General features: G+C 65.3%; 19 protein-coding genes. 12 read left to right on the top strand and 7 right to left on the bottom strand.

Translation table 11 applies throughout. The features are described from left to right. Positions 1-37 precede the first annotated feature (37 nt). From QF036_RS23060 to uraD, 4 genes are read right to left on the bottom strand one after another with little or no spacing between them, the layout of a single operon-like run. A complete protein-coding gene (locus QF036_RS23060; protein WP_307105485.1) occupies positions 38-448 on the bottom strand; it encodes a hypothetical protein in 411 nt (136 codons plus the stop codon). A gap of 56 nt (positions 449-504) precedes the next feature. Then, positions 505-1,350, bottom strand: a complete 846-nt coding sequence (locus QF036_RS23055) for a fumarylacetoacetate hydrolase family protein (RefSeq protein ID WP_307105484.1) — start codon at positions 1,348-1,350, stop codon at positions 505-507. Positions 1,351-1,361: 11 nt separating this feature from the next. Continuing rightward, positions 1,362-1,700 (bottom strand): hydroxyisourate hydrolase, encoded by a 339-nt coding sequence (gene uraH / locus QF036_RS23050; RefSeq protein WP_307105483.1) that lies wholly within the window; start codon positions 1,698-1,700, stop codon positions 1,362-1,364. Beyond that, the gene (uraD, locus tag QF036_RS23045; RefSeq protein ID WP_307105482.1) at positions 1,697-2,194 is read right to left on the bottom strand and encodes a 2-oxo-4-hydroxy-4-carboxy-5-ureidoimidazoline decarboxylase; all 498 of its coding nucleotides are present in this window, start codon (positions 2,192-2,194) and stop codon (positions 1,697-1,699) included. Before uraD ends, uraH begins: the two co-directional genes overlap by 4 nt. Positions 2,195-2,798: 604 nt before the next feature. Between uraD and QF036_RS23040 the strand changes: the two genes are divergently transcribed. The 9 genes from QF036_RS23040 to QF036_RS23000 all read left to right on the top strand — a co-directional run bounded on the left by QF036_RS23040 (position 2,799) and on the right by QF036_RS23000 (position 15,235). Then, positions 2,799-3,482, top strand: coding sequence for a response regulator transcription factor (locus QF036_RS23040; protein WP_307105481.1), 684 nt, complete (start codon positions 2,799-2,801; stop codon positions 3,480-3,482). A 23-nt stretch (positions 3,483-3,505) separates the two neighbouring features. After that, entirely contained in the window at positions 3,506-4,879 is a 1,374-nt protein-coding gene (locus QF036_RS23035) for a HAMP domain-containing sensor histidine kinase (protein ID WP_307105480.1), read from the top strand. A 64-nt stretch (positions 4,880-4,943) separates the two neighbouring features. Beyond that, the gene (locus QF036_RS23030; RefSeq protein WP_307105479.1) at positions 4,944-5,528 is read left to right on the top strand and encodes a TetR/AcrR family transcriptional regulator; all 585 of its coding nucleotides are present in this window, start codon (positions 4,944-4,946) and stop codon (positions 5,526-5,528) included. Positions 5,529-5,905: 377 nt separating this feature from the next. Beyond that, the gene (gene betA / locus QF036_RS23025) at positions 5,906-7,624 is read left to right on the top strand and encodes a choline dehydrogenase (protein ID WP_307105478.1); all 1,719 of its coding nucleotides are present in this window, start codon (positions 5,906-5,908) and stop codon (positions 7,622-7,624) included. Positions 7,625-7,628: 4 nt separating this feature from the next. Then, complete coding sequence (locus QF036_RS23020) at positions 7,629-9,176, top strand: aldehyde dehydrogenase family protein (RefSeq protein ID WP_307105477.1); 1,548 nt, start codon at positions 7,629-7,631, stop codon at positions 9,174-9,176. 151 nt (positions 9,177-9,327) lie between these two features. Continuing rightward, positions 9,328-10,968, top strand: a complete 1,641-nt coding sequence (locus tag QF036_RS23015) for an APC family permease (protein ID WP_307105476.1) — start codon at positions 9,328-9,330, stop codon at positions 10,966-10,968. Between the two features lie 58 nt (positions 10,969-11,026). After that, positions 11,027-12,163, top strand: coding sequence for an S-(hydroxymethyl)mycothiol dehydrogenase (locus QF036_RS23010; protein WP_307105475.1), 1,137 nt, complete (start codon positions 11,027-11,029; stop codon positions 12,161-12,163). After that, the gene (locus QF036_RS23005) at positions 12,160-12,780 is read left to right on the top strand and encodes an MBL fold metallo-hydrolase (RefSeq protein ID WP_307105474.1); all 621 of its coding nucleotides are present in this window, start codon (positions 12,160-12,162) and stop codon (positions 12,778-12,780) included. Before QF036_RS23010 ends, QF036_RS23005 begins: the two co-directional genes overlap by 4 nt. A gap of 103 nt (positions 12,781-12,883) precedes the next feature. Beyond that, positions 12,884-15,235 (top strand): FdhF/YdeP family oxidoreductase, encoded by a 2,352-nt coding sequence (locus QF036_RS23000; protein ID WP_307105473.1) that lies wholly within the window; start codon positions 12,884-12,886, stop codon positions 15,233-15,235. Between the two features lie 391 nt (positions 15,236-15,626). Here the strand turns inward: QF036_RS23000 and QF036_RS22995 are convergent, their stop codons facing one another. Further along, entirely contained in the window at positions 15,627-16,865 is a 1,239-nt protein-coding gene (locus QF036_RS22995) for an AraC family transcriptional regulator (protein ID WP_307105472.1), read from the bottom strand. Between the two features lie 95 nt (positions 16,866-16,960). Further along, positions 16,961-18,235 (bottom strand): ROK family transcriptional regulator, encoded by a 1,275-nt coding sequence (locus QF036_RS22990; RefSeq protein WP_307105471.1) that lies wholly within the window; start codon positions 18,233-18,235, stop codon positions 16,961-16,963. Positions 18,236-18,485: 250 nt separating this feature from the next. Here QF036_RS22990 and QF036_RS22985 point away from each other — a divergent pair, with 250 nt between their 5' ends. After that, positions 18,486-19,622, top strand: a complete 1,137-nt coding sequence (locus QF036_RS22985; protein WP_307105470.1) for a Gfo/Idh/MocA family protein — start codon at positions 18,486-18,488, stop codon at positions 19,620-19,622. Further along, the gene (locus QF036_RS22980) at positions 19,619-20,662 is read left to right on the top strand and encodes a Gfo/Idh/MocA family protein (RefSeq protein ID WP_307105469.1); all 1,044 of its coding nucleotides are present in this window, start codon (positions 19,619-19,621) and stop codon (positions 20,660-20,662) included. Before QF036_RS22985 ends, QF036_RS22980 begins: the two co-directional genes overlap by 4 nt. Before the next feature lie 134 nt (positions 20,663-20,796). On the opposite strand, the gene QF036_RS22975 is transcribed toward QF036_RS22980, so the two are convergent. Then, entirely contained in the window at positions 20,797-21,129 is a 333-nt protein-coding gene (locus tag QF036_RS22975; protein WP_307105468.1) for a hypothetical protein, read from the bottom strand. On the opposite strand from QF036_RS22975, the gene QF036_RS22970 reads away from it, so the two are divergent. After that, the gene (locus tag QF036_RS22970) at positions 21,122-21,835 is read left to right on the top strand and encodes an ABC transporter permease (RefSeq protein WP_307105467.1); all 714 of its coding nucleotides are present in this window, start codon (positions 21,122-21,124) and stop codon (positions 21,833-21,835) included. The two genes, QF036_RS22975 and QF036_RS22970, sit on opposite strands and share 8 nt — an antisense overlap. Positions 21,836-21,902 lie beyond the last annotated feature (67 nt).

Below are 21,902 nucleotides of genomic sequence, written 5' to 3'. Positions count from 1 at the left end.
TCTCACGTCATGGGGTAAGGAAATTCCGGCCGCCGGATTATGACCGCTGGCCGGGCTCGCCGTCGTCCGTGGTGCGTTCCGGGGCGGCGCCGGGTTCTGTGCCCGGTTCTTCGGCAGAAAGCTCCCCTTCCGGCGCGGCTTCGACGACGCCGCGGCGGGCGCGGCGCACGCTGGCCCGGTCCAGCACCAGGGCGGCAATTGCGCCGAGAATCACACCGGCCGCGGTGCACGGCACCATGAAGAAGCCGTACACGGCGCCGCGGTCGTAGCTGGCATCGCCGGGCAGGGCATACGCAATGACCGCCGCCGCGGCGAAGCCCACCAGCCCGCCCAAGATCAGGAAGGGAACATACTTGGGGGCGCGCCGGACGGTGATCTCGCGCCGTTCCGGAATTTCGCGCCGTGCAGGAATTTCGCGCCGTTCAGGGGTGGGCTGGTCGGAAGACATGCCATCTAGCCTACTGTCATCCCGGCCGCCAGCCTGCCCCGGCAGGTTCAGCAAGCTCAGGCCTGCACCAGCCGCTGCCGCTGCCCGCCCAGCAGGTCCCCGCCGGACATCCGCATGACGTCGCCGGCTTTCAGGTACGGGAAGCGGCCGGACAGCGCCACACCCTCCGGGGTGCCGGTGGTGATGAGGTCACCCGGTTCCAGCACCATGTACTGCGAGAGCCGGCGGACCAGCTCTGCCGGGCCGAAGACCATGTCCGCCGTCGAGCTGTCCTGCCGGACCTCGTCATTGACCCAGGATGCGAGACGGATATCGTCCGCCTGCACTGCCGCGGCGGGCACCAGCCATGGCCCCACCGGGTTGAAGGTGGGGCACGACTTGCCCAGGGACCACTGCGGCCCGGAGTGTTCCAGCTGGTACTCGCGCTCGGAAACGTCGTTGGAGAGGACGTAGCCCGCGATGCAGTCCGCCGCCTCGGCGTCGGATGCCAGGTAGCTGGCACGCCGGCCGATGACCACGCCCAGTTCCACCTCCCAGTCCACCCGCTGCGCTCCGGGCGGGATGACGACGTCGTCGTCGGGGCCCACCACGGTGTTGGGGTGCTTGAAGAAGATGATGGGACGCTCCGGCACGGGCAGGCCGGATTCTGCGGCGTGGGCGGCGTAGTTCAGTCCCACGCCGATCACGGCGCCGGGCCTGGCGATCGGCGCACCGATCCGTTTGCCGTCGAGGGTCACCCGGGGGAGGCCGGTCAGGTCCAGGTCCGGCAGCTGGCCGGTCCAGTTCTGCAGGAAGTGTCCGTCAATGTCCTGGGTGACCGGCTGCAGGTCGTAGGCCTGGCCGTCGTCGTCGATGACCACCGGCATCTCCTGGCCCGCCGGGCCAATGCGCATCAGCCGCATGCTGTCTCCTTTCAGCTGCCGCGGTAGGTGGAGTAGGCGAACGGGCTCAGCAGCAGCGGCACATGGTAGTGCTCGGTGCCGGTGACCTCGAAGACCAGATCCACCTCCGGGAAGAACGTGGTGCCGCCCTGCTGGGCGTAGTAGTCGCCGGTGGCGAAGTTGAGCCGGTAGTTCCCGGGGGCCAGGACCTCCGGTCCCAGGTCCTTCGCGCGGCCGTCCGCGTCGGTGGTGCCGGCGCCCAGCTTTGTCCAGCTGCCGCCGTCGTTCGCGTACAGCACGACGGCGATGCCCGCCGCCGGGCGTCCGGCGCCGGTGTCCAGGACGTGGGTTGTCACGTGGGAAACGCTCATTCGCTGATCACTCCTTCCAGGCGCAGCAGGGCGATTTCCCGCAGCTGCTGCGCAACAATGGCGTCTTCCTGCGCCGGGGTATTGGCCAGACGCTCGTTCAGCGCTGCCAGGATTTCGGCGGCGGTGCGGCCGGCGGCGCGGATCAGGAAGACCCGGCCGAACTTTTCCTCGTACGCGCGGTTGCCGCGCGCCAGGGCGTCGGCCACCTCCGTGTCCGCCGGGTCCACGCCTGCCTGTTCGGACCGGGACATGGCAGCCTCGGCGGTCTGCGCGGCGGGGCGTTCGCCGATCCTCGGGTGGTGCGCCATGGCGCCTTCCACCTCGTCCGGGGTGAACGGCGCCGCGGCGGCCCGGGCTCCGTCGAGGAGCTCTTGGCGGGATGCGAACGGGCGCGCAGCGGCGATCTGGTCCACCCAGCGGGGGACGTCGATGCAGGGGCGCAGGACTGCGTTGGCAGCGTCCCTGTCCGCGGCATTGAATTCGGCAAGCTTCACGTTGTGATCCTCAAGCGTCTGCTGGCATCCATGGTGACGGCTATGCGGAGGGCCGGATACTTTTCCCGGCTATCGACATCCCCTGCTGGGGAGCATCAAGTTCCGCATCATGGAACTGTTATTTCAGCATACGTAATAGTTAAGCGGAGCAGGCCCGCCGGTGTCAAGAGACTACAGCAGGCATCGAGCTTGGCCGGTGTCAACGCTCCCTCAGCTTTTGCCGCCGTTTGACCGATCCTTCCTCAGCTTCCGTCGGGTCCCGCCTGACGCTTCCTCAGCTTTCGTCGGGTGCCGGCCGACGCTTCCTCAACTTTCGTCGGGTCCCGCCCGACGCTTCCTCAGCTTTCGTCGGGTCCCGCCTGACGCTTCCTCAGCTTTCGTCGGGTGCCGGCCGACGCTTCCTCAATCGGTGCGGAAGCGTTTGAGTTTTTCCTGCAGGACCTGAGGAAGGGTCAGTGTATGGGGTGCAGGACCTGAGGAAGGGTTGGGACGGAGGGGTGGCTGGGGCCCTCGCTGGGCCAAGAATTGTCAAAGCTCGGAGAAGTAGGCTGTGCAAGCCGTGGCTATCCGCCGCGGCACCGTTCCGGCCGGAAGATAATCGGATATGCAGATCCTGGTGGTTGAAGACGACGAATCGGTGGCCGCCGGCGTGCTGGAGGGTCTGACCAGGGCCGGCTTCCAGGCCCGGCACGTCGCAGACGGGGCAGGGGCGCTCGCCGCGGTCCGCTCCTCCAGCCCTGACTTCGTGCTCCTTGATTTGGGGCTGCCGGACATGGACGGCACGGACGTCTGCCGGTCCATCCGGTCCCTGACCATGACGCCGATCATCGTTGTCAGTGCCCGCGACGAGGAGATCGACCGGGTGCTGGCCCTGGAGCTGGGGGCAGACGACTACCTGGTGAAGCCGTTCGGAATGCGGGAACTCATCGCACGGGTCCGGGCCGTGGCCCGCCGCACAGCCGACCCGCAGTCCGGAACCGCTCCGCCGGCCGACGGCGCCCGGGTGATCGGTACGCTGAGCATCGACCAGCGCTCACGCAGGGTCCTGATAGGCGGCGCTGAAATCCACCTCACCGCCAAGGAGTTCGAGCTCCTCTATTACCTGGCCGAGGACCCCGGCGCCGTGTGCCAGCGCAGCGACATTCTGCGCGCAGTATGGGACGGCACCTGGTACGGAACCACCAAGACGCTGGATGCGCATGTGGCCGCAATCCGGAAGAAGCTCGGCGACCCCCGCTGGATCGAGGCGGTGCGCGGCGTCGGATTCAGGCTGGACGTGCCCGGGTGAGGTGGCGGCTGATTGGAGCGTTCATGGCCATCACGCTCCTGGTGGTGCTGGTGCAGGACATTCCGCTGGGCAGCTACCTCGTCCGGGTGGAACGGGACCGCCTGGCCACCTCGCTCGAACGCGATGCCTTCCTGCTCAGCGGCCGGGCACGGCAGTTGCTTGAGACGGGAGGTCCCGCACCGGGGACGGTGGCCACGGCCGTCCGCGATTACGGCCGCGCCAGCGGGGCCCGAGTGGTGGTGGTGAACCGCGCCGGGACCGCGGTGGCAACGTCCGACGACGACCAGTCGGCTACCGGGGCCTCTTACCTTTCGCGCCCCGAAATTTCCGCCGCGCTCGCCGGCCAGATCACCTCCGGCCAGCGGCACTCGGACACCCTGGGGTTCGACCTGGTGTACGTCACGGTTCCCGTTCTCAGCGGCGAGAACATCACCGGTGCCGTGCGCCTGACGTACCCGGCATCGGTGGTGGACGACCGCGTGTCCGGCCAGCTGAGGGTGATGTGGGCGGTAGCGGGCACCACCGTGCTGCTTGCCGGCCTGCTGGCCTACCTGATGGCCGGCGCCGTGACCGGGCGGATTAAGCGGCTGCAGAAGGCCACCGAACTGCTCGCGGAAGGCAACCTCGCCACCCGCACCGAGGAGGAGCAGGGCCCGCCGGAGCTGCGCACCCTGGCCCGGTCCTTCAACCAGATGGCGGACCGGCTGGAGCACCTGCTGCAGCAGCAGCGCGGATTTGCCAGCGACGCGTCCCACCAGCTGCGCACCCCGCTGACGGGACTGCGGCTGCGGCTGGAGAACGCGGTGGACGCCGTCGGCAACGATCCCGACGGCGCGCGCGTCATGGTGGCCGACTCGCTGGAGGAGACGTACCGGCTGCAGCGCATCATTGACGGCCTGCTCCTCCTGAGCCGGGCGGACAGCCGCCACGTTGACCGGGAGGACGTGGACCTCAGCGAGATCGCCCGGAACCGCGTGGAGCAGTGGGAGGCGCTGGCCGAGGAAAGCGGAGTGCGGACGGTGCTGGACGCGGTTCCGGAGGCGAGGGTAGTGGCCATGCCCGGCGCGGCGGAACAGATCATCGACAACCTCATCGACAACGCCCTGGCCGTGGCGCCGCCGGACTCAGAGATCTGCCTCGTGGTCCGCCCGGACGGCGCCTCTGGCACTTACGAGCTTCACGTGCTCGATGAGGGTCCCGGGCTTTCCGAGGAGGACCGGCACCGGGCCTTCAACCGCTTTTGGCGCGGCCAGTCGACGTCCGACGGCAGCGGCCTGGGCCTGGCCATCGTCCAGCAGCTCGCCGAGGCCAGCGGCGCGCTGGCGTCCCTCGAAGCCAGGCCCGGCGCCCCGGGCCTGGACGCCCGCGTCACATTCAGGGCCGCCCCGCGCCCCTGACCGGACTTCGGCCATCGCCCGGACAGCAGATGCACCATCACGGGTTTCGCCATATTCTGGCCAAGTGGATACAAGCACCGTGAACTCCGGCGAACAGGTTGACAGGCAGGAACGCATTCTCGAAGCCGCGCTGGGCCTGCTGTCACGCCACGGCATCTCAGGCGTTAACATGCGTGCTGTGGCCCGCGAGGCCGGGGTCGCACTGGGGCTCGTCAATTACTACTACGAAGACAAGTCGAGCCTGATCCGCGCGGCCTTGCACCGGATTGACGAACGCGATCTTAAGCTCGTGGCGCCCGACCCGGCATCGGCGCCGGACGAACAGCTCCAGAAAGCCCTCCGTCGCGTTGCGGACCCGGAATTGCTGACCACCCAACACCTGTCCCTTCGCCTCCACCTTTGGGCGCTCGCGCAAGCCCATGAGGACTTTGCACTGATAAATGCGGCTGCGTTTGAGCGGTATCTCGACGGGCTCGCGGCGCTAATAGGCAACGCCAGGCCCGAGCTTTCCGGCGATCAATGCAGGGAGCGGGCCGCTGACATCGTCGTCGTTCAAAACGGGATGTGGCTAACGGCGCTCCTTGGCGTAGATGAGGCATCCATCCGCAGGAGCATCGCCCGCACGGAGCAGATCGCCTTCGCCGCATAGCTGAGAAAAGCCCCAGCCAAAACAAGCACAACCCGGCCCTTCGGCAAAGCGCGCCCAAAAAATCTTGAACATCGGTTCAGTTTTAACCTTGAACACTTGTTCAAGGTGGACTACTCTGCATGTGTATGACCTACACCACACAAACGGGGTCCCGCGGAAATAAAGGCGTTTCATGCGCGACTTCCGGATCGGCGGCTTTCGGTTTCGGGGCGAGGAAAAACTCCACTCGCCGCAACTCCCAGTCCATCCCGTCAACCCCCACGCCGGGGTAAGGACCACCCAATTACGTTTCCGGGGCTTCGCGGTATCGCCAGCTTCCGGATTAAGGACAACCCGCCCCCGGCGGTTGATCTGCACCAGGTAAAAGGAGATTTTGCATGACACAGAGCAATTACGACTACGTCATCGTCGGCGGCGGAAGCGCGGGTTCCGTGCTCGCCAACCGCCTGAGCGACGGAGGCCAGAGCAGCGTCCTGGTTCTTGAAGCCGGCCGGAGCGACTACCCCTGGGACCTTTTCATCCAGATGCCCGCCGCGCTGACTTTCCCCAGCGGCAACCCGTTCTACGACTGGCGTTACGAGTCCGATCCCGAGCCCCACATGGGCGGCCGGCGCGTGGCACACGCCCGCGGCAAGGTCCTGGGCGGCTCGAGCTCCATCAACGGCATGATCTTCCAGCGCGGAAACCCTCTCGACTACGAGCGCTGGGGCGCCGACGCCGGCATGGAAACGTGGGACTTCGCACACTGCCTCCCGTACTTCAACCGGATGGAAAACGCGCTGGCCGCCGACCCCGACGATGAACTGCGCGGACACTCCGGCCCGCTGGTGCTGGAGCGCGGCCCCGCCACCAATCCACTGTTCCAGGCGTTCTTCGCCGCCGCCCAGGAAGCGGGCTACCCCCTGACCGACGACGTCAACGGCTACCGCCAGGAGGGCTTCGCGGCGTTCGACCGCAACGTCCACAAGGGCCAGCGGCTCTCCGCTTCCCGTGCCTACCTGCGGCCTGAATTCGGCCGGAAGAACCTGACCGTCCTGACCCGTGCGCTCGTCACCAAGGTCAACTTCAAGGGCAACGTGGCCACCGGTGTCACCTACCGCCGCAACGGCAAGACCCACCAGGTGACCGCGGGCGAAGTGATCCTGGCCGGCGGCGCCATTAACACCCCGCAGCTGCTGCAGCTCTCCGGCGTGGGCAACGCAGCCCACCTGAACTCACTGGGCATCAACTCCGTGGTGAACCTGCCCGGCGTCGGCGAAAACCTCCAGGACCACCTCGAGGTCTACATCCAGCACGCCTGCACCCAGCCGGTCTCCATGCAGCCCGCCCTGGACCTGTGGCGCTACCCGCTGATCGGGCTGCAGTGGATGCTGGGACGGAAGGGGCCGGCCGCCACCAACCACTTCGAGGGCGGCGGCTTCGTCCGCTCCAACGAGGACGTGGCGTACCCCAACCTCATGTTCCACTTCCTCCCGGTTGCCGTCCGCTATGACGGCCAAAAGGCGGACGCCAAACATGGCTACCAGGTGCACATCGGCCCCATGTACTCCGACGCCCGCGGCAGCCTGAAGATCAAATCCACAGATCCCACGGTGCACCCGTCGATGCTGTTCAACTACCTCTCCACCGACCAGGACCGCCGGGAATGGGTCGAGGCGATCCATGTTGCCCGTGACATCCTGGGCCAGTCCGCCATGGGACCCTTCAACGGCGGCGAGCTGTCCCCCGGCCGGAGCGTGCAGACCGACGCGGAGATCCTTGACTGGGTTGCCCGCGACGCCGAAACGGCGCTGCACCCGTCCTGCACCGCGAAGATGGGCCCGGACTCCGATCCCATGGCCGTGGTGAACCCGCTGGACATGACCGTGCACGGCACCCGCGGCCTCCGCGTGGTGGACGCCTCGGCCATGCCCTACGTCACCAACGGCAACATCTACGCCCCGGTGATGATGCTCGCCGAAAAGGCTGCCGACCTGATCGCCGGCAAGGCGCCGCTCGCACCCCAGCACGCCGAGTTCTACCGGCACGGCGTGAGCCCGCTGGAACGCGGCGGATCCGTGCCGGCGGCAGCCGCTGCCGTGGCGGCGAAGGGTTAAGGGGATGAGCGTGACGATCGACACCCAGCTGGACCTCGCCCGCGGCCTGTACATCGACGGTGCCTGGCAGGAGGCGTCCGACGGCGGGACCACCACCGTGCGCTGCCCGGCGGACGGGCGCGAGGTGGCTGTCGTGGCCTCCTCCACGGTGGAAGACGCAGAGCGGGCCATCGCCAGTGCCCGGGCCGCGTTCGACGACGGCCCATGGCGCCGGCTCACAGACATCGAGCGCGGCGCGGTCATGCTCCGCGTCGCAGACCTCCTTGAGCGGGACAAGGCCGCCTATGCGCGGGCCGAGGCGCTCGACACGGGCAAGCGGCTCGTGGAGGCGGAGTACGACATGGACGATATCGCCGCGTGCTTCCGGTACTACGGCAAGGTGGCCGGGCTCGACGCCGGCCGCGTCATCGACACCGGCCGGGCGGACGCGATCAGCCGCGTGGTGTACGAGCCGCTCGGGGTCTGCGCGCTCATTGCGCCGTGGAACTACCCGCTCCTCCAGGCGGCGTGGAAGGTGGCGCCGGCACTCGTTGCGGGGAACTCATTCGTGCTCAAGCCCAGCGAGCTCACGCCGTCGACCTCGATCCTGCTCATGGAGACCCTCGCGGAGGCCGGCGTTCCGGCCGGCGTCGCGAACCTGGTCACGGGATCCGGGTCCAAGGTGGGCGGCCCCCTCAGCTCCGATCCGCGCGTCGACCTCGTATCCCTGACTGGGAGCCTGGCCACGGGGCAAACGATCATGGCCGCCGCCGCCGAAACCGTGAAGCGCGTCGCCTTCGAACTCGGCGGGAAGAACCCCAACGTCGTCTTCGCGGACGCTGACTGGGACGCCGCCGTCGACAACGCCCTGACCGCGGTCTTCCTGCACTCCGGCCAAGTCTGCTCGGCAGGGGCACGGCTCGTCGTCGAGGAGACGATCGCCGAGCGCTTCGTGGCCGAGGTGGTCCAGCGGGCGAAGAAGATCCGGATGGGCGGACCGTTCGACGCCGACGCCGAGACCGGGCCGCTCATCTCCGCCAGGCACCGCGATCAGGTCCACGCCTACGTCCAGGCCGGGATCGCGGAAGGCGCAGAGCTGTTGTGCGGCGGCTACATTCCCGACGACGGGCCGCTCGCGGACGGCTTCTTCTACCCGCCCACCGTGCTCGGCAACTGCCGCCCGGGGATGAGCGTGTTGCGGGAGGAATCGTTCGGCCCGGTGCTGACCGTGGAGACGTTCCGGACCGAGGCCGAGGCCGTCGCGATCGCGAACGACACCGAGTACGGCCTGGCCGGCGCGGTGTGGACCTCGGACGCGTCGAAGGCTCAGCGCGTCGCGGGCGCCCTCCGGCACGGAACGGTGTGGATCAACGACTACCACCCGTACGTCCCCCAGGCGGAATGGGGCGGTTTCGGGAAGTCCGGGATCGGCCGTGAGCTCGGCCAGGCCGGCCTGGCCGAGTACCGCGAGGCCAAGCACATCTGGCAGAACATCGCCCCCGCCCCGAGCGGGTGGTTCGGCTCAGCTCCCGGGGAAACCTCCGGGGAAACGGGGGCCGGCGCGGCCGGCTAGGCATCAGCATTGGGGGAGACGGCCGGGCGCTGCAGCGCGGTGCCCGGCCCTCGGTTTCACCTGCACGCAGTATCAACTGCGTGTAGTGTTACCCGCGTCCAAAGGCGGCCGCGGGTCATCACCATCGTGCTTTTCTGACTTAGGAGTTCAGATGTTGGAACCCAGCAAGAGTACTGATTCAAGCGGCATGGACGAGTTCGGCTATGCCCAGACCCTGGACCGGAGCATCGGCAAGTTCGCCAGCTTCGCCGCAGGCGTCAGCTACATCTCCATCCTCACCGGTGTATTTCAACTGTTCTACTTTGGTTTCTCCATGGCCGGCCCGGCGTACGCGTGGTCCTGGCCCATCGTTTTCGTCGGCCAGCTGATGGTAGCGCTGTGCTTTGCCGAACTGGCAGGCCGGTATCCCGTGGCAGGCTCGGTCTACAACTGGGCCAAGCGTCTCGCCTCCGGCACCTCGGCCTGGCTTGCCGGCTGGCTGCTGCTGCTGTCTTCCATCATGGCGCTGGGATCCGTGGCTCTTGCCCTGCAGATCACCCTGCCGCAGCTCTGGTCCGGATTCCAGATCGTCGGCGACGGCACCGGCACCTACGACTTTGCCCTTAACGGGGTTCTGCTCGCCACCATCATGATCACCATCTCCACACTCATCAACGCGTTCGGTGTAAAGCTCATGACCCGGATCAACAGCATCGGCGTGTTCGTTGAGCTGGTCGCGGCCGTGCTGCTCATCCTCGCGCTGGGCTGGCACGTGGTGCGCGGACCAGAGGTCTTCTTCGACACCGCCGGGTTCGGCGAAGGCCATGACCTCGGCTTCTTTGGGGTGTTCCTCATCGGCGCGATGGCGTCGGGCTACGTCATGTACGGCTTCGATACCGCCAGCTCCCTCGGCGAGGAAACCAAGGACCCGAAGCGCACCGCCCCCAAGGCCATCCTGCGCGCCGTCACCGCGTCCTTCCTGCTGGGCGGGCTCATCCTGCTCTTCGGCATCCTGGCCGCTCCGGACCTCACCGACCCCAAGATCGGCGCGGCCGACGGCGGCCTGCAGCACATTGTGCTCTCCGTCCTGGGGGGACCTTTCGGCAAGGCCTTCCTCGTGTGCATCGTGGTGGCCGTCGTGGTCTGCACGCTGGCCGTGCACGCCGCCGCCATCCGCATGATGTTCGCCATGGCGCGGGACAACAACCTGCCGTTCAGCCGCCAGCTCAGCAAGGTGGACCCGGTCCGCAAGACCCCCACCATTGCGGCCATCGTGATCGGCGTCATTGCCGTCATCCCGCTGCTGGTCAACGTCATGCAGCCCGCGATTTTCACGATTCTTTCCAGCATCAGCATCGTCCTGATTTACCTGTCCTACCTGCTGGTGACGGTCCCCATGCTGCGCAAGCGCTTCCTGAAGAAGTGGCCGGGCGCCGGCGACCATTCGGAGTCCGGCTTCAGCATGGGTAAATGGGGGCTGCCCGTGAACATTCTCGCGGTTCTGTGGGGCGGCGCCATGACCCTGAACCTGATCTGGCCGCGCCCCGAAATCTACAACTCGGTGCCGCCGTTCGAGTGGTACCTGCAGTGGGGCGGGGTCCTCTTCGTCGCAGCCGTCACCGGCGGCGGGGCGCTGCTCTACCGCCTGAAGATCAGGCACCAGACGGGCATTCTCGCAGAGCATGCCACAGTGCACGCCGCCCCATCCCCGGTGCCCGCGCAGGAGCCGCACACCCGCCCCGACACCAGCAACAACGCAAGCGGACTGTCCGGTCCTCGGGACGGGGATCTCGAACCGCAGCAAGTCGGTTAGATTTGGCTGAGGTGCCGTAGCCAAAGGGCCCCCCGGCTCAGGAAAGGAACGCGATTTCATGGTTCATAAAGTGAAGGCAGTTGTTGTCAGGGCGAAGGATGTTCCGGTGTCGGTGGAGACGATTCTGGTGCCGGATCCGGGGCCGGGGGAGGCGTTGGTGGATGTGCTGACGTGCGGGGTGTGCCATACGGATTTGCATTACAAGCTGGGCGGGATCGGGGATGAGTTCCCGTATCTGCTGGGTCACGAGGCGACCGGTGTGGTCTCCGCGGTGGGCGAGGGCGTGACGGAGGTGGCCGTTGGTGACCGGGTGATCCTGAACTGGCGTGCGGTGTGCGGGCAGTGCCGGGCGTGCGCGAAGGGCCAGCCGCAGTACTGCTTCAACACCGCCAACGCCACCCAGAAGATGACCCTGGAGGACGGCACCGAACTGTCCCCGGCGCTGGGCATTGGGGCGTTCGCGGAGAAGACCCTGGTCGCTGCCGGGCAGTGCACCAAGGTCGATCCGGACGCCGATGCTGCCGCCGTGGGTTTGCTGGGGTGCGGGGTGATGGCCGGGATCGGTGCGGCGATTAACACCGGTGAGGTCAAGCGCGGCGAGTCCGTGGCGGTGATCGGCTGCGGCGGGGTGGGGATCGCCGCGATCGCCGGGGCGAAGCTGGCCGGGGCGACGACGATCATCGCGGTGGACATTGACGAGAACAAGATTGCGATGGCGAAGTCGCTGGGCGCGACGCACGGGGTGAACTCCCGCAGCACGGACCCGGTGGAGGCGATCCGGGCGCTGACCGGCGGGAACGGCGCCGATGTGGTGATCGAGGCGGTCGGCCGGCCGGAAACGTATAAGCAGGCGTTCTACGCCCGGGACCTCGCCGGGCGCGTGGTCCTGGTCGGTGTCCCGACCCCGGAGATGGTGTTGGAGTTGCCGCTTTTGGATGTGTTTGGCCGGGGCGGGTCGTTGAAGTCCTCCTGGTACGGGGACTGCCTGCCCTCGCGGGACTTCCCGATGCTGGTCTCGCATTACCGGCAGGGCAACCTGGACCTGGACGCGTTCGTGTCCGAACGGATCACCATCGACCAGGTCGAGGAGGCCTTCGAGAAGATGCACGAGGGCAAGGTCCTGCGCTCCGTCGTCGAAATCCAGCCCGCCACCAAGAACCAGCCCGCCACGCAGGCGCAGGGAGCATCCGTATGAGCGTCACGATCGAGAACCTCGTCACCTCCGGCACGTTCTCCCTGGACGGCGGGACCTGGGATGTGGATAACAACGTCTGGATCGTCGGTGACGGGCAGGAGTGCGTCATCATTGATTCCCCGCACGACGCCGCCGCGATCATCAACCAGGTGAGGGGCCGGACGGTGAAGGCGATCCTGCTCACGCACGCGCACAACGACCACATCGGCGCCGCCCGCGAGGTCGCCCAGGCCGTAGGCGCTCCTATTTACATGAACCCGGAGGACCAGGTCCTCTGGGAACAGGTCTACCCCGGCACCACCCCGGACAAGGCCATCGCGGACGGGGACGAGTTCGAAGTCGCCGGTGCGGTACTGAAGGCGATCCACACCCCCGGCCACTCACCCGGGTCCACCTGCTTCCACCTCGAGAGTGAGAACACCGTGTTCACCGGGGACACCCTGTTCAATGGCGGACCCGGCGCGACCGGACGGTCCTACAGCGACTACCCGACCATCCTGGCCTCCATCCGCGAACGGCTCCTCACCCTCCCCGCGGACACGGCCGTCAGGACCGGACACGGGGACAACACCACCATCGCCGCCGAACGCGAAACCCTCGCCAAGGTGGCACAGTAAGAAGAAAGACAAGATCGCCACACGTGAGGCGCGCCAGGAATGCCTGGCGCGCCTTAGTGGCGATCAAACAGGCACCAAAGCAGCCGGTTAGGAAGTTGGAACAATGAAGTTCGGGAAGCAGCCCGCCCCCGTCGCGGACATCAACGAGGACGAGCTCGAAGTCCACAAGCCGAAGACCGAAGCCGCCGGCGTCAAGGCCGTGATGGTGGCGCTGGAACGCGCCGTGGCACAGGCCGGCGTGACTCGCACGGCGCAGTCGCTGCTGCGGCTCAACCAGCGCGGCGGTTTTGACTGCCCGGGCTGTGCGTGGCCGGAGTCGGACAAGAAGCGCAAGGCCGCCGAGTTCTGCGAGAACGGCGCCAAAGCTGTGGCGGAGGAGAACACCCTGCGGACCGTGGGGGCGGAGTTCTGGGCGAAGCATTCCATCGCCGAGCTGTCCGAAAAGACCGAGTACTGGCTGGGCAACCAGGGCAGGCTCAGCGAACCGGTGGTCATCCGGGAAGGGGAGACGCACTACTCGCCGATCTCCTGGGCGGATGCCTTCGAGCTGATCGGCGAGCACATCCGCGCCAGCACGCCCGACCGCTGCGTCTTCTACACTTCCGGGCGCACGGCCAACGAGACAGCTTTCATGTACCAGCTGTTCGCCCGCTCGCTGGGCACCAACAATCTGCCGGACTGCTCCAACATGTGCCATGAGTCCTCCGGCTCCGCGCTGAACCCCACCATCGGCATCGGCAAGGGCACGGTGTCGCTGGATGACATTCACGACGCCGAGCTGATCTTCGTGGTGGGGCAGAACCCCGGCACCAACCACCCGCGCATGCTGTCCGCGCTGAAGGAATGCAAGGACAAGGGCGGCAAGGTGGTGGCGGTGAACCCGCTGCCCGAGGCCGGCTTGTTCAACTTCCGCGACCCGCAGACGCTCTCCGGCGTGGTGGGCGGCGGCACGCCGCTGGCCGACGAATACCTGCAGATCAAGGTGGGCGGCGACCTCGCCCTGTTCCAGGCCCTCGGCCACCTGCTGCTGCAGGCCGAAGAGCAAAACCCGGGGACCGTCGTCGACCGTTCCTTCATTGACGCGCAGACCGACGGCTTCGACGCGTACCGGGAAGCCCGCCGCGACCTGGACTGGGAGGAGACGGAGCGGGCCACCGGCCTGAGCCGGCAGCAGATCGAGGATGTGGCCGGGATGCTGGTGGCGTCCAAGGCCACCATTTTCTGCTGGGCGCTGGGTGTCACCCAGCAGCCGCACTCGGTGGATACGATCAAGGAAATGGTCAACGTCCTGCTGCTGCAGGGCAACTTCGGCAAGCCCGGCGCCGGTGCGTGCCCGGTGCGCGGACACTCCAACGTCCAGGGCGACCGGACCATGGGCATCTGGGAGAAACCGAAGGAATGGCTGCTCGAAGCGCTGGACAAGGAGTTCGGTATCCAGTCGCCGCGGCATCACGGTCACGACGCCGTGGAGTCCATGGAGGCGTTCGAGCGCGACGAGGTGGACTTGTTCGTGTCCATGGGCGGGAACTTCTCGCTGGCGTGCTCGGACACGGAGACGCTGGAAGCCGGAATGCAGCGGATCGGGCTCACCGTCCACATCTCCACCAAGCCCAACCGGTCCCACATTGTGCACGGCCGCACCTCGCTGATCCTTCCCACGCTGGGACGGACGGACAAGGACGACAAGCACCCCAAGGGTGCCCAGTTCCTGTCCGTGGAAGACTCCATGTCCGTGGTCCACTCCACCCAGGGCAGGCTGCAGCCGGTGTCCGAGCACCTGCTCGCCGAGCCCGTCATCGTGGCACGGATGGCCGAGGCCACATTCGGGCCGGACCATTCGGTGGACTGGAAGGCCATGGCCGAGGACTACGACGTGGTCCGCGACCACATCTCCCGGGTGCTGCCGGGCTTTGAGGACTTCAACGCCAGAGTCCGGACCAGGAACGGCTTCGTGCTGCCGAACCCGCCGCGCGACACCCGGTCCTTTGCGACCGACATCGGCCGCGGCCGCTTCACCGTCAGCCCGCTGGAATACCTCACCCCGCCTGACGGCCACCTGGTGTTGCAGACCATCCGCAGCCACGACCAGTACAACACCACCTTCTACGGCCTGGACGACCGGTACCGCGGCATCTCCGACGGCCGCCGCGTGATCCTGGTGCACCCGGAGGACCTGGCCGAGCAGGGCTTCAAGGACCGCGACCTCGTGGACGTGGTGAGCACCTTCCAGGGCACGGACCGGCGCGCCGAGAAGTTCCGCCTGGTGGCCTACCCGACGGCCAAGGGCTGCGCTGCGGCGTACTTCCCCGAAGCCAACGCCCTGGTCCACAAGGAAAACGTGGCCCGCGTGTCCAACACCCCCGGCTTCAAGGCCATGTTCGTCCGCTTCGAGCCGCACGCAGGCGGGGTTGCGACGGCGGAGGCCAGTGCCCTGGAGCCGGCCGCCGCGGGCTAGCCGATTTCCACAAGAACGGCCCCGCTCACTTTGAACTGCTCCCCGGGAGTCGGAACTGAATTTCTCAGTCCAACTTCCGGGGAGCAGGTCACTTTCGGAGGCGGGGCCGTTCTGTTTTGGGTCAGGGCCTCAAGCCCTGTATGTGTCAGATTGAGTTCTAAGACCTACTCGACTTCGCGTCAGAAAAGATTGAGCTGGACCCTATTCTGACGGTCTTTTCGATGTTTCCTGACGTCAGGTTGGGGTGTACTTCAACATGTTGTTCGCTCAGCTGCAGCGGACGCCAGTCGCGCAAGCGGCGGGTTTGCAATACCTGATAAATGAGGCACTAACGTTCCTTGTGACGAGGGCTCGGGATGTCGTCTATTGACGCCTCCAGCGCGGTTAGGCGTTAGGGGTTCAGTGACTTCCGCAGTTGTTGCAGTGCCTCATGAACGTCGGGCTCGGATCGATGGATCTCCCTCACATTCATCCCGGTAAACTCTTTCACTGCACGGCGCATGCTTTGCACATTGGTGAATCCGCACGATGTCGCAATTTCCGAGTATGTGATCCCTTGGGCACCGGCCTGAAGGAGGAGCTCGAGGGCTTTGCGCGTTCTCAACGCGCGTATCCGCTCACCCAGGTGGAGTTCTTCATTCTCGAAAAAGTAGAACAGGGAGCGACGGGAGAGGTTGAACCTATCGGCGACCATTGCCACATCCAAATTGGGGTTGTCATAACTGGCATCAAGGTATTTCTTCACCGCCCTACTCATGGCGGGTTTCTGCGCCTCATCGTCGATCGGCGTTTCGAGCAGGGAGCCCACCAGGGTTGCCATTACGGATCGTAGGATGTCTGCGGTTCCCGATGCCTCCCTGTCGATGCCCGGCCGCTTCCAGCTCATCAGCGCAGGGATCACGAAAGTGCCCACAATTGGGTGCTTTGCGAGGTCAGGCAGGCGAAGCAGGGAGCCCAGCGCGGCCTCGCTCACGTTCAGGCTGCTGCGGTCAATGTTGAGCTGCAAGGCGTGAAAGCCTTCGGGCGCATCGAAGCTTCCGCCCAGCGAGGTATCGATGAACCTGACGGTACCCGGTGATACTGGCTCGGGCACGCCGTTGAGAGCGAGAGTTAGGGCAGGCGCTTTGCGGAAGTAGGCCAGGCGCAGATCCGTGGTGTCGGGATTCGGCGCCCACGAGCCCAATGCGGGGCCGTTGAATATTTCTATGAGGCTGAAGCCCGGCCCGGCAAGATTAATGGCTGAAGGATTAAAGGACACAGGAGTCTGACGAGCCGACTTTTCCAACCGCATTGGGGTTTCGACGGCACTACCGTACCAAGCTCGCCAATGTTCGAACCTTTGTTCAGGATTAAGCCCCTCCGGCACTGCGTATCGCAGCAGACGGCCACTGCTCCCGGTCGCGGATTGAGGCATGCCATCATCCTCCTTCACCAGCTGAACCATCATGGCGGCCATGAGAACGGCCGCGACCCCTTGAGGAAGCGGTTGCTGTGTCTCATGGGACCATCCAGAAAGGACCTCAGCTGTTAGCAATATTTTACTCGTACGACTCTGATTGGTGCGCTGATGGGTGCAGTTGCCGGCACCCACGAGAGGAGTATTGTCGCCGCCTTGGCGCTGGGCGAGCATGTCCTTGAATAGGGCGGGCGCTCGGAGAAACGACCCAACCCGCCGCTTTACACCCTGGCGTGGCTGTCGTCCGCATCTTCATTCGCCAGACGTGATCAAGGAAATGCGTCCTGCAATTGTTCGGCCACCGTGTCACGGAGCTGCTGGGATGTTTGGGCGACCTGTTCCACTTTCTGCAGACCGCGAGTATCTTCGGGTCCGGCAGCATGCAGCGTGGTTGCGAGGTCATTGACTCGGTGAGGGGCGAGGGCATATTCGACGGCCAAGATGCTGGCACCAACAACTCCGGCTTCCGGTCCGGTTTCGGATTGGGTGATATTTAGGTGCTGGGTCGCCAACGGCGTTGAGCGTGCATAGACAGTTTCGCGGATCCCGGCGATCAAATGTTCTCCGGATTGTGCAAGCGATCCGCCCACGACAATTAGGGAGGGGTTGATGAAGCTCACGCACATGTTGAGCATTTCCCCGATGTCGCGGCCAGCCTGGCGGACGGCTTGAATAGCAGCCAAATCACCCGAACGGACGAGTGAGACGACGTCGTTCCCTGTGCTTGCCTCTAGTCCGTTTTCGCGGAGCTGTGCGGCCACGGCCGGAGCGCCTGCAATGGCCTCCAGGCAGGCAGTCTTGCCACAGCGGCATTGAATTCCTGCCGCCCTGGAAACAGCAATATGGCCGACGTCTCCAGCGACTCCTGCCGCGCCTCGCTGCAATATTCCTCCACTAACAACCCCCGAGCCGATACCCGTGGCGACTTTAAGGAAGATCATGTTGTCCTCACTGGGCCAGCGGGTCGCCCGCTCGCCGAGGGCCATGAGGTTGACGTCGTTATCGACGAGTACGGGGACGCTAAAGGTCTGCTGAACGTAAGCGGGAACATCAAATCCGTCCCATCCTGGCATGATCGGCGGGCTGGTCGGCTTTCCGGTGGAGTGTTCTACCGGACCAGGTAGTCCGATGCCGACTGCAATGATATCCATCGCTGGACGTTTCATCGCTTTCAAATGGCCCGTCAGCGTCATTGTCAGCCAGTCCAGAACAGCTTCCGGTCCGCACGAAATCTCAAGTCGTTCAGTGGTCTCCACGAGTACCCTTCCCGACAGGTCCGTAAGTGCCACGGTCGCGTGTGTGGCGCCTACGTCAGCGGCAGCCACTACCCTTGCAACGGGGTTGAAGGCTAGGCGCGCCGACGGGCGGCCTCCGGTGGAAGCCGCATCTGACACGGGTACAACTAGCCCAAGTTTCAGGAGCGGCTCAAGGCGAGAACTGATGGCAGCTCGACCCAAGCCCGTTATCCCGGCCAGGTCTGCCCTGGTTCGTGGGCATCCGTCCCGCAGGATGTGCAAAAGTTCGCCGGGGCCGCCGTTGTCCATGTCTCTCCATTTCGGGGCTCGAAAGAGGTGAATAGTGAGACTGAGGACTTGACGCATCAGGCTCACAGGACCCCGAGGGGGCCTCGTCTCCACTCAGTGTCAAGGTGTCCACTCGTTCCCGTCCACTCGTCGATGTGTTGAGCATCAAAAGGTGCAACTTGGGTGTGCATTCCATGGCCAACAGCGTCAAAAGGTGCAGACTTTTGTTGGATGACTGACTAAAGCCCGTGGTGCGTGTCACTGTTTCGGCATGGAAAACGACAGAACCACGACAGCCCCCTCCCGGTTACGGGCCGGGTTCGTCGGTGCCGGGTTCATGGCTGAGGTGCACAGCCGAGCGGCCCGTGCTGCCGGGGCGGAAATCGCCGGCATCGCGTCCTCGAGCCCTGCCAGTGCCGCCCGCGCCAAAGACCGCTTCGGCGTCGAGCAGGCTTACGCCTCCGCCCAGGACCTCGTCGAGGACGACATGATCGACGTCATCCACGTCTGCACCCCGAACGCCACCCATCTAGCCTTGGCGGAGGCCGCACTGAAGGCAGGCAAGCATGTTGTTTGTGAGAAGCCTCTGGCTACCAACGTGCAGGATGCGGCCCATCTGGTGGAGCTAGCCGCAAGCGCCGGGACGGTTGCGACCGTTCCCTTCGTCTACCGGTTCCACCCGATGGTACGGGAAGCCCGGGAACGCATTGCATCCGGCCAAACGGGACGGATCTCCACCATTCAGGGGTCCTATCTCCAGGACTGGCTGTTGTCCCGGGACGACGACAACTGGCGGGTGGATGCCGGTCTCGGAGGAGCGTCACGCGCGTTCGCCGACATCGGCTCCCACCTGTGCGACCTGATCGAATTCGTCACCAATGACCCGATCATCCGGATCGGCGCAATTAGCCGCACACTCTTCTCCGGCCGGGCAAACCACAAGGACGTCCAGACCGAGGACCTCGTTGCGGCTGTATTCACGACTGAGGCCGGCACTGTGGGAAACCTCTTGGTCAGCCAGGTGGCACCGGGCCGGAAAAACCGGCTGATGATTGAGATCTCCGGCACCGAAAGCACGATGCAGTTCGACCAGGAAGCCCCGGAGACGTTGTGGCTTGGTAAACGGGCCGGCTCCGAGCTTCTGGTCCGTGACCCGGATGCGCTTAGCCCCGAAGCGGCACGCCTCAGTGTCCTGCCGGCAGGGCATCCGCAGGGTTATCAGGATGCCTTCAACGCGTTTATCGCCGATACCTACGCCGCCATCAACGGAGACATCCGCGATGGCCTGCCCACATTCCGTGACGGCCTCAGGTCAGCCGTCCTCACCGAAAGCATCATCGAATCCAGCAAGGGCGGCGAATGGGTCGACGTCCCCGGAGTGAAACAACTAGAAGGAGCGCAGAAATGAAAATTATCCAGGTAGGCCTCGGCGCGTGGGGCGCTTCATGGCTGAACGTGATTCACCAAAGCAAAACCTGGGAGCTGGCCGGCGTTGTCGACGTCAACCCCGACGCCGCACGGGCCGCAGGTCAACAGTACGGAATCCCCGCCTACGCCACTATCGAAGAAGCGCTGAACCACAAGGAAACGTTCGACGCTGTCCTGGTCATCGTACCGCCCGAGTATCATGCAGCCGTGGCCATCCCGGCCCTTGAAGCCGGCGTGCACACTTTGATCGAGAAGCCCCTCGCACACAACCTTGAGGACGGCATCCGCATCATCGAAGCGGCAGAGAAATCCGGCAAACAGGCCATGGTGTCACAGAACTACCGTTTCAAGCGCGCTGCGCGCACCGTTCAGCGCCTCATCCGCGAAGGGGTCATCGGAGACCTCGAGCACGTCTTCATCGACTACAAGAAGAACCCGCCGTTCGAAGGGTTCCGGCTGGAAATGGATGAACCCCTCATCGTGGACGCCATGATCCATCACCTTGACCAGCTCCGCGGCATCGTCGGTGTCGAACCCACCGCCGTCCGCGCACGGTCCTGGAACACTGGCACCTCCAGGTTCAAGGGCAATGCCTCCGCGGTCGTGCAGTTCGACTGCGACAACGGTGCCCGCGTCGTATACACCGGTTCATGGAGCTCCTACGGCCCCCAGACCAGCTGGGACGGCGACTGGGAAATCCAGGGCAGCAAGGGCGCCATCACGTGGAAGAACAACGAGGTAACCATCAACTTCGCCTCACTGTTCGACACCGTATTCCTCGCCGGCGCGGTCGAACGCTCCGGCGTCATGCACGTCGACCTGGACCCGTTGCCGGTTGAGGAACGCCTGGGGACCCTCGCAGCGTTCCGCGACGCCATCGAAACCGGCAATAGGGCTGAGACGGACGTCACCGACAACATCCAGAGCCTGCAGCTGGTCATGGCCACCGCCGACAGCGCCCGCCAAGACGGTGCGCCCATTTCCTTGAAGACCAACGCCGAACTCTTCGGCAGCCACTAGCACTTCTGACCCGAGGAAGTGTCGAATTGACTGGAGATACAATCATGCAGCCACAAACAGCCACCGGCTCCGCCGGTCCGGTTTCCGGGAAGGCTGGCCCCGGAAAATCCCAAGACGAGTCCCGTTCACGGCTTTCAGGCGTCGGCGACTTCATCGGTGCACAGGGCCTGCTCGTCGTCGTCCTGCTCTTCGGTGTACTGCTGACATTCCTCAGCCCGGTATTCCTGACCACAGTCAACCTGGTAAACCTGCTCTACCAGTGCACGATCCTCGGTGTGTTCGCCATCGGCATGACCTTCGTGATCCTCACCGGCGGCATCGACGTCTCGGTAGGATCGACGGCTGCCCTGTCGTCCGTGCTGTCCATGGGCGTGATCGTCAACATCAATATGCCCCCGCGCAATCGGACTCCTGACCGGCCTCGTGGTTGGCGCCGGAGTCGGAGCCGTCAACGGGCTGATGGTCACGAAGCTGGGCATATCCCCGCTGATCGCGACCCTGGCTACACTCTCGGCCGGGTCGGGAATCGCCTTCGCCTACTCCGACGGCGGCAACATCACACCTGTTCCGAAAGTGCTCACCGACATGGTCAGCGCGAAAATCGCAGGAATCCCCCTGCTCATACCGGCCGTTCTGGTGCTGGCCTTCCTGGCCCACCTGGCCCTGACCCGTACCACCTACGGACGCTCCATCTACGCCGTCGGCGGCAACAAGGAAGCAGCCCTGCTGGCAGGCATTCGCGTCGACCGTGTCACGATGAACGCCTACATCATCGCCGGTCTCTCGGCGGGAATGGCAGGGCTCCTGCTCACCGGCCGCCTGGCCTCCGGAAGCCCCCGTGCCGGCGACGGCATTGAACTGACCGTCATCGCCGCCGTGGTCATCGGCGGAACCAGCCTCTTCGGCGGCCAGGGAAACATCAAGGGCACCCTGCTCGGCGTGCTGTTGATCGCCATGGTCTCCAACGCCGTAAACCTGCTCGGCATCCCCTCATCCTACGACCGCATCGTCCAAGGCGTCGTCATCTTCGCCGCCGCCGCCCTGGACGTGTACCGCTACAAGTACGTCCAAAAGAACCTGTCACGGAAACGCAAGATCGGGCCGCCCCCGGCGATAGACCCGAAGGCGGCCGGCACCCCGGTCACCGGGCCCGGCGCAGCGCACACCACCTGAACCTCGGCCTGACACATCACCCGTTTGCCAGGCCCAGCCGGCATATCTGAGCACCAGTGGAATCATC

This window comes from Arthrobacter globiformis, assembly GCF_030817195.1.
Classification (GTDB): domain Bacteria; phylum Actinomycetota; class Actinomycetes; order Actinomycetales; family Micrococcaceae; genus Arthrobacter; species Arthrobacter globiformis_D.
Note: the sequence above shows the minus strand (reverse complement) of the source record. Positions and strands in the feature narration are given on the sequence as shown.

Excerpts from the sequence above, each read along its gene's own strand:
- QF036_RS23060 (WP_307105485.1), bottom strand. The coding sequence starts at position 448 with ATGTCTTCCGACCAGCCCACCCCTGAACGGCGCGAAATTCCTGCACGG.
- QF036_RS23055 (WP_307105484.1), bottom strand. The coding sequence starts at position 1,350 with ATGCGGCTGATGCGCATTGGCCCGGCGGGCCAGGAGATGCCGGTGGTC.
- uraH (WP_307105483.1), bottom strand. The coding sequence starts at position 1,700 with ATGAGCGTTTCCCACGTGACAACCCACGTCCTGGACACCGGCGCCGGA.
- QF036_RS23040 (WP_307105481.1), top strand. The coding sequence starts at position 2,799 with ATGCAGATCCTGGTGGTTGAAGACGACGAATCGGTGGCCGCCGGCGTG.
- QF036_RS23035 (WP_307105480.1), top strand. The coding sequence starts at position 3,506 with ATGGCCATCACGCTCCTGGTGGTGCTGGTGCAGGACATTCCGCTGGGC.
- betA (WP_307105478.1), top strand. The coding sequence starts at position 5,906 with ATGACACAGAGCAATTACGACTACGTCATCGTCGGCGGCGGAAGCGCG.
- QF036_RS23020 (WP_307105477.1), top strand. The coding sequence starts at position 7,629 with ATGAGCGTGACGATCGACACCCAGCTGGACCTCGCCCGCGGCCTGTAC.
- QF036_RS23015 (WP_307105476.1), top strand. The coding sequence starts at position 9,328 with ATGTTGGAACCCAGCAAGAGTACTGATTCAAGCGGCATGGACGAGTTC.
- QF036_RS23010 (WP_307105475.1), top strand. The coding sequence starts at position 11,027 with ATGGTTCATAAAGTGAAGGCAGTTGTTGTCAGGGCGAAGGATGTTCCG.
- QF036_RS23005 (WP_307105474.1), top strand. The coding sequence starts at position 12,160 with ATGAGCGTCACGATCGAGAACCTCGTCACCTCCGGCACGTTCTCCCTG.
- QF036_RS23000 (WP_307105473.1), top strand. The coding sequence starts at position 12,884 with ATGAAGTTCGGGAAGCAGCCCGCCCCCGTCGCGGACATCAACGAGGAC.
- QF036_RS22995 (WP_307105472.1), bottom strand. The coding sequence starts at position 16,865 with ATGCTCGCCCAGCGCCAAGGCGGCGACAATACTCCTCTCGTGGGTGCC.
- QF036_RS22990 (WP_307105471.1), bottom strand. The coding sequence starts at position 18,235 with ATGGACAACGGCGGCCCCGGCGAACTTTTGCACATCCTGCGGGACGGA.
- QF036_RS22985 (WP_307105470.1), top strand. The coding sequence starts at position 18,486 with ATGGAAAACGACAGAACCACGACAGCCCCCTCCCGGTTACGGGCCGGG.
- QF036_RS22980 (WP_307105469.1), top strand. The coding sequence starts at position 19,619 with ATGAAAATTATCCAGGTAGGCCTCGGCGCGTGGGGCGCTTCATGGCTG.
- QF036_RS22970 (WP_307105467.1), top strand. The coding sequence starts at position 21,122 with ATGGTCACGAAGCTGGGCATATCCCCGCTGATCGCGACCCTGGCTACA.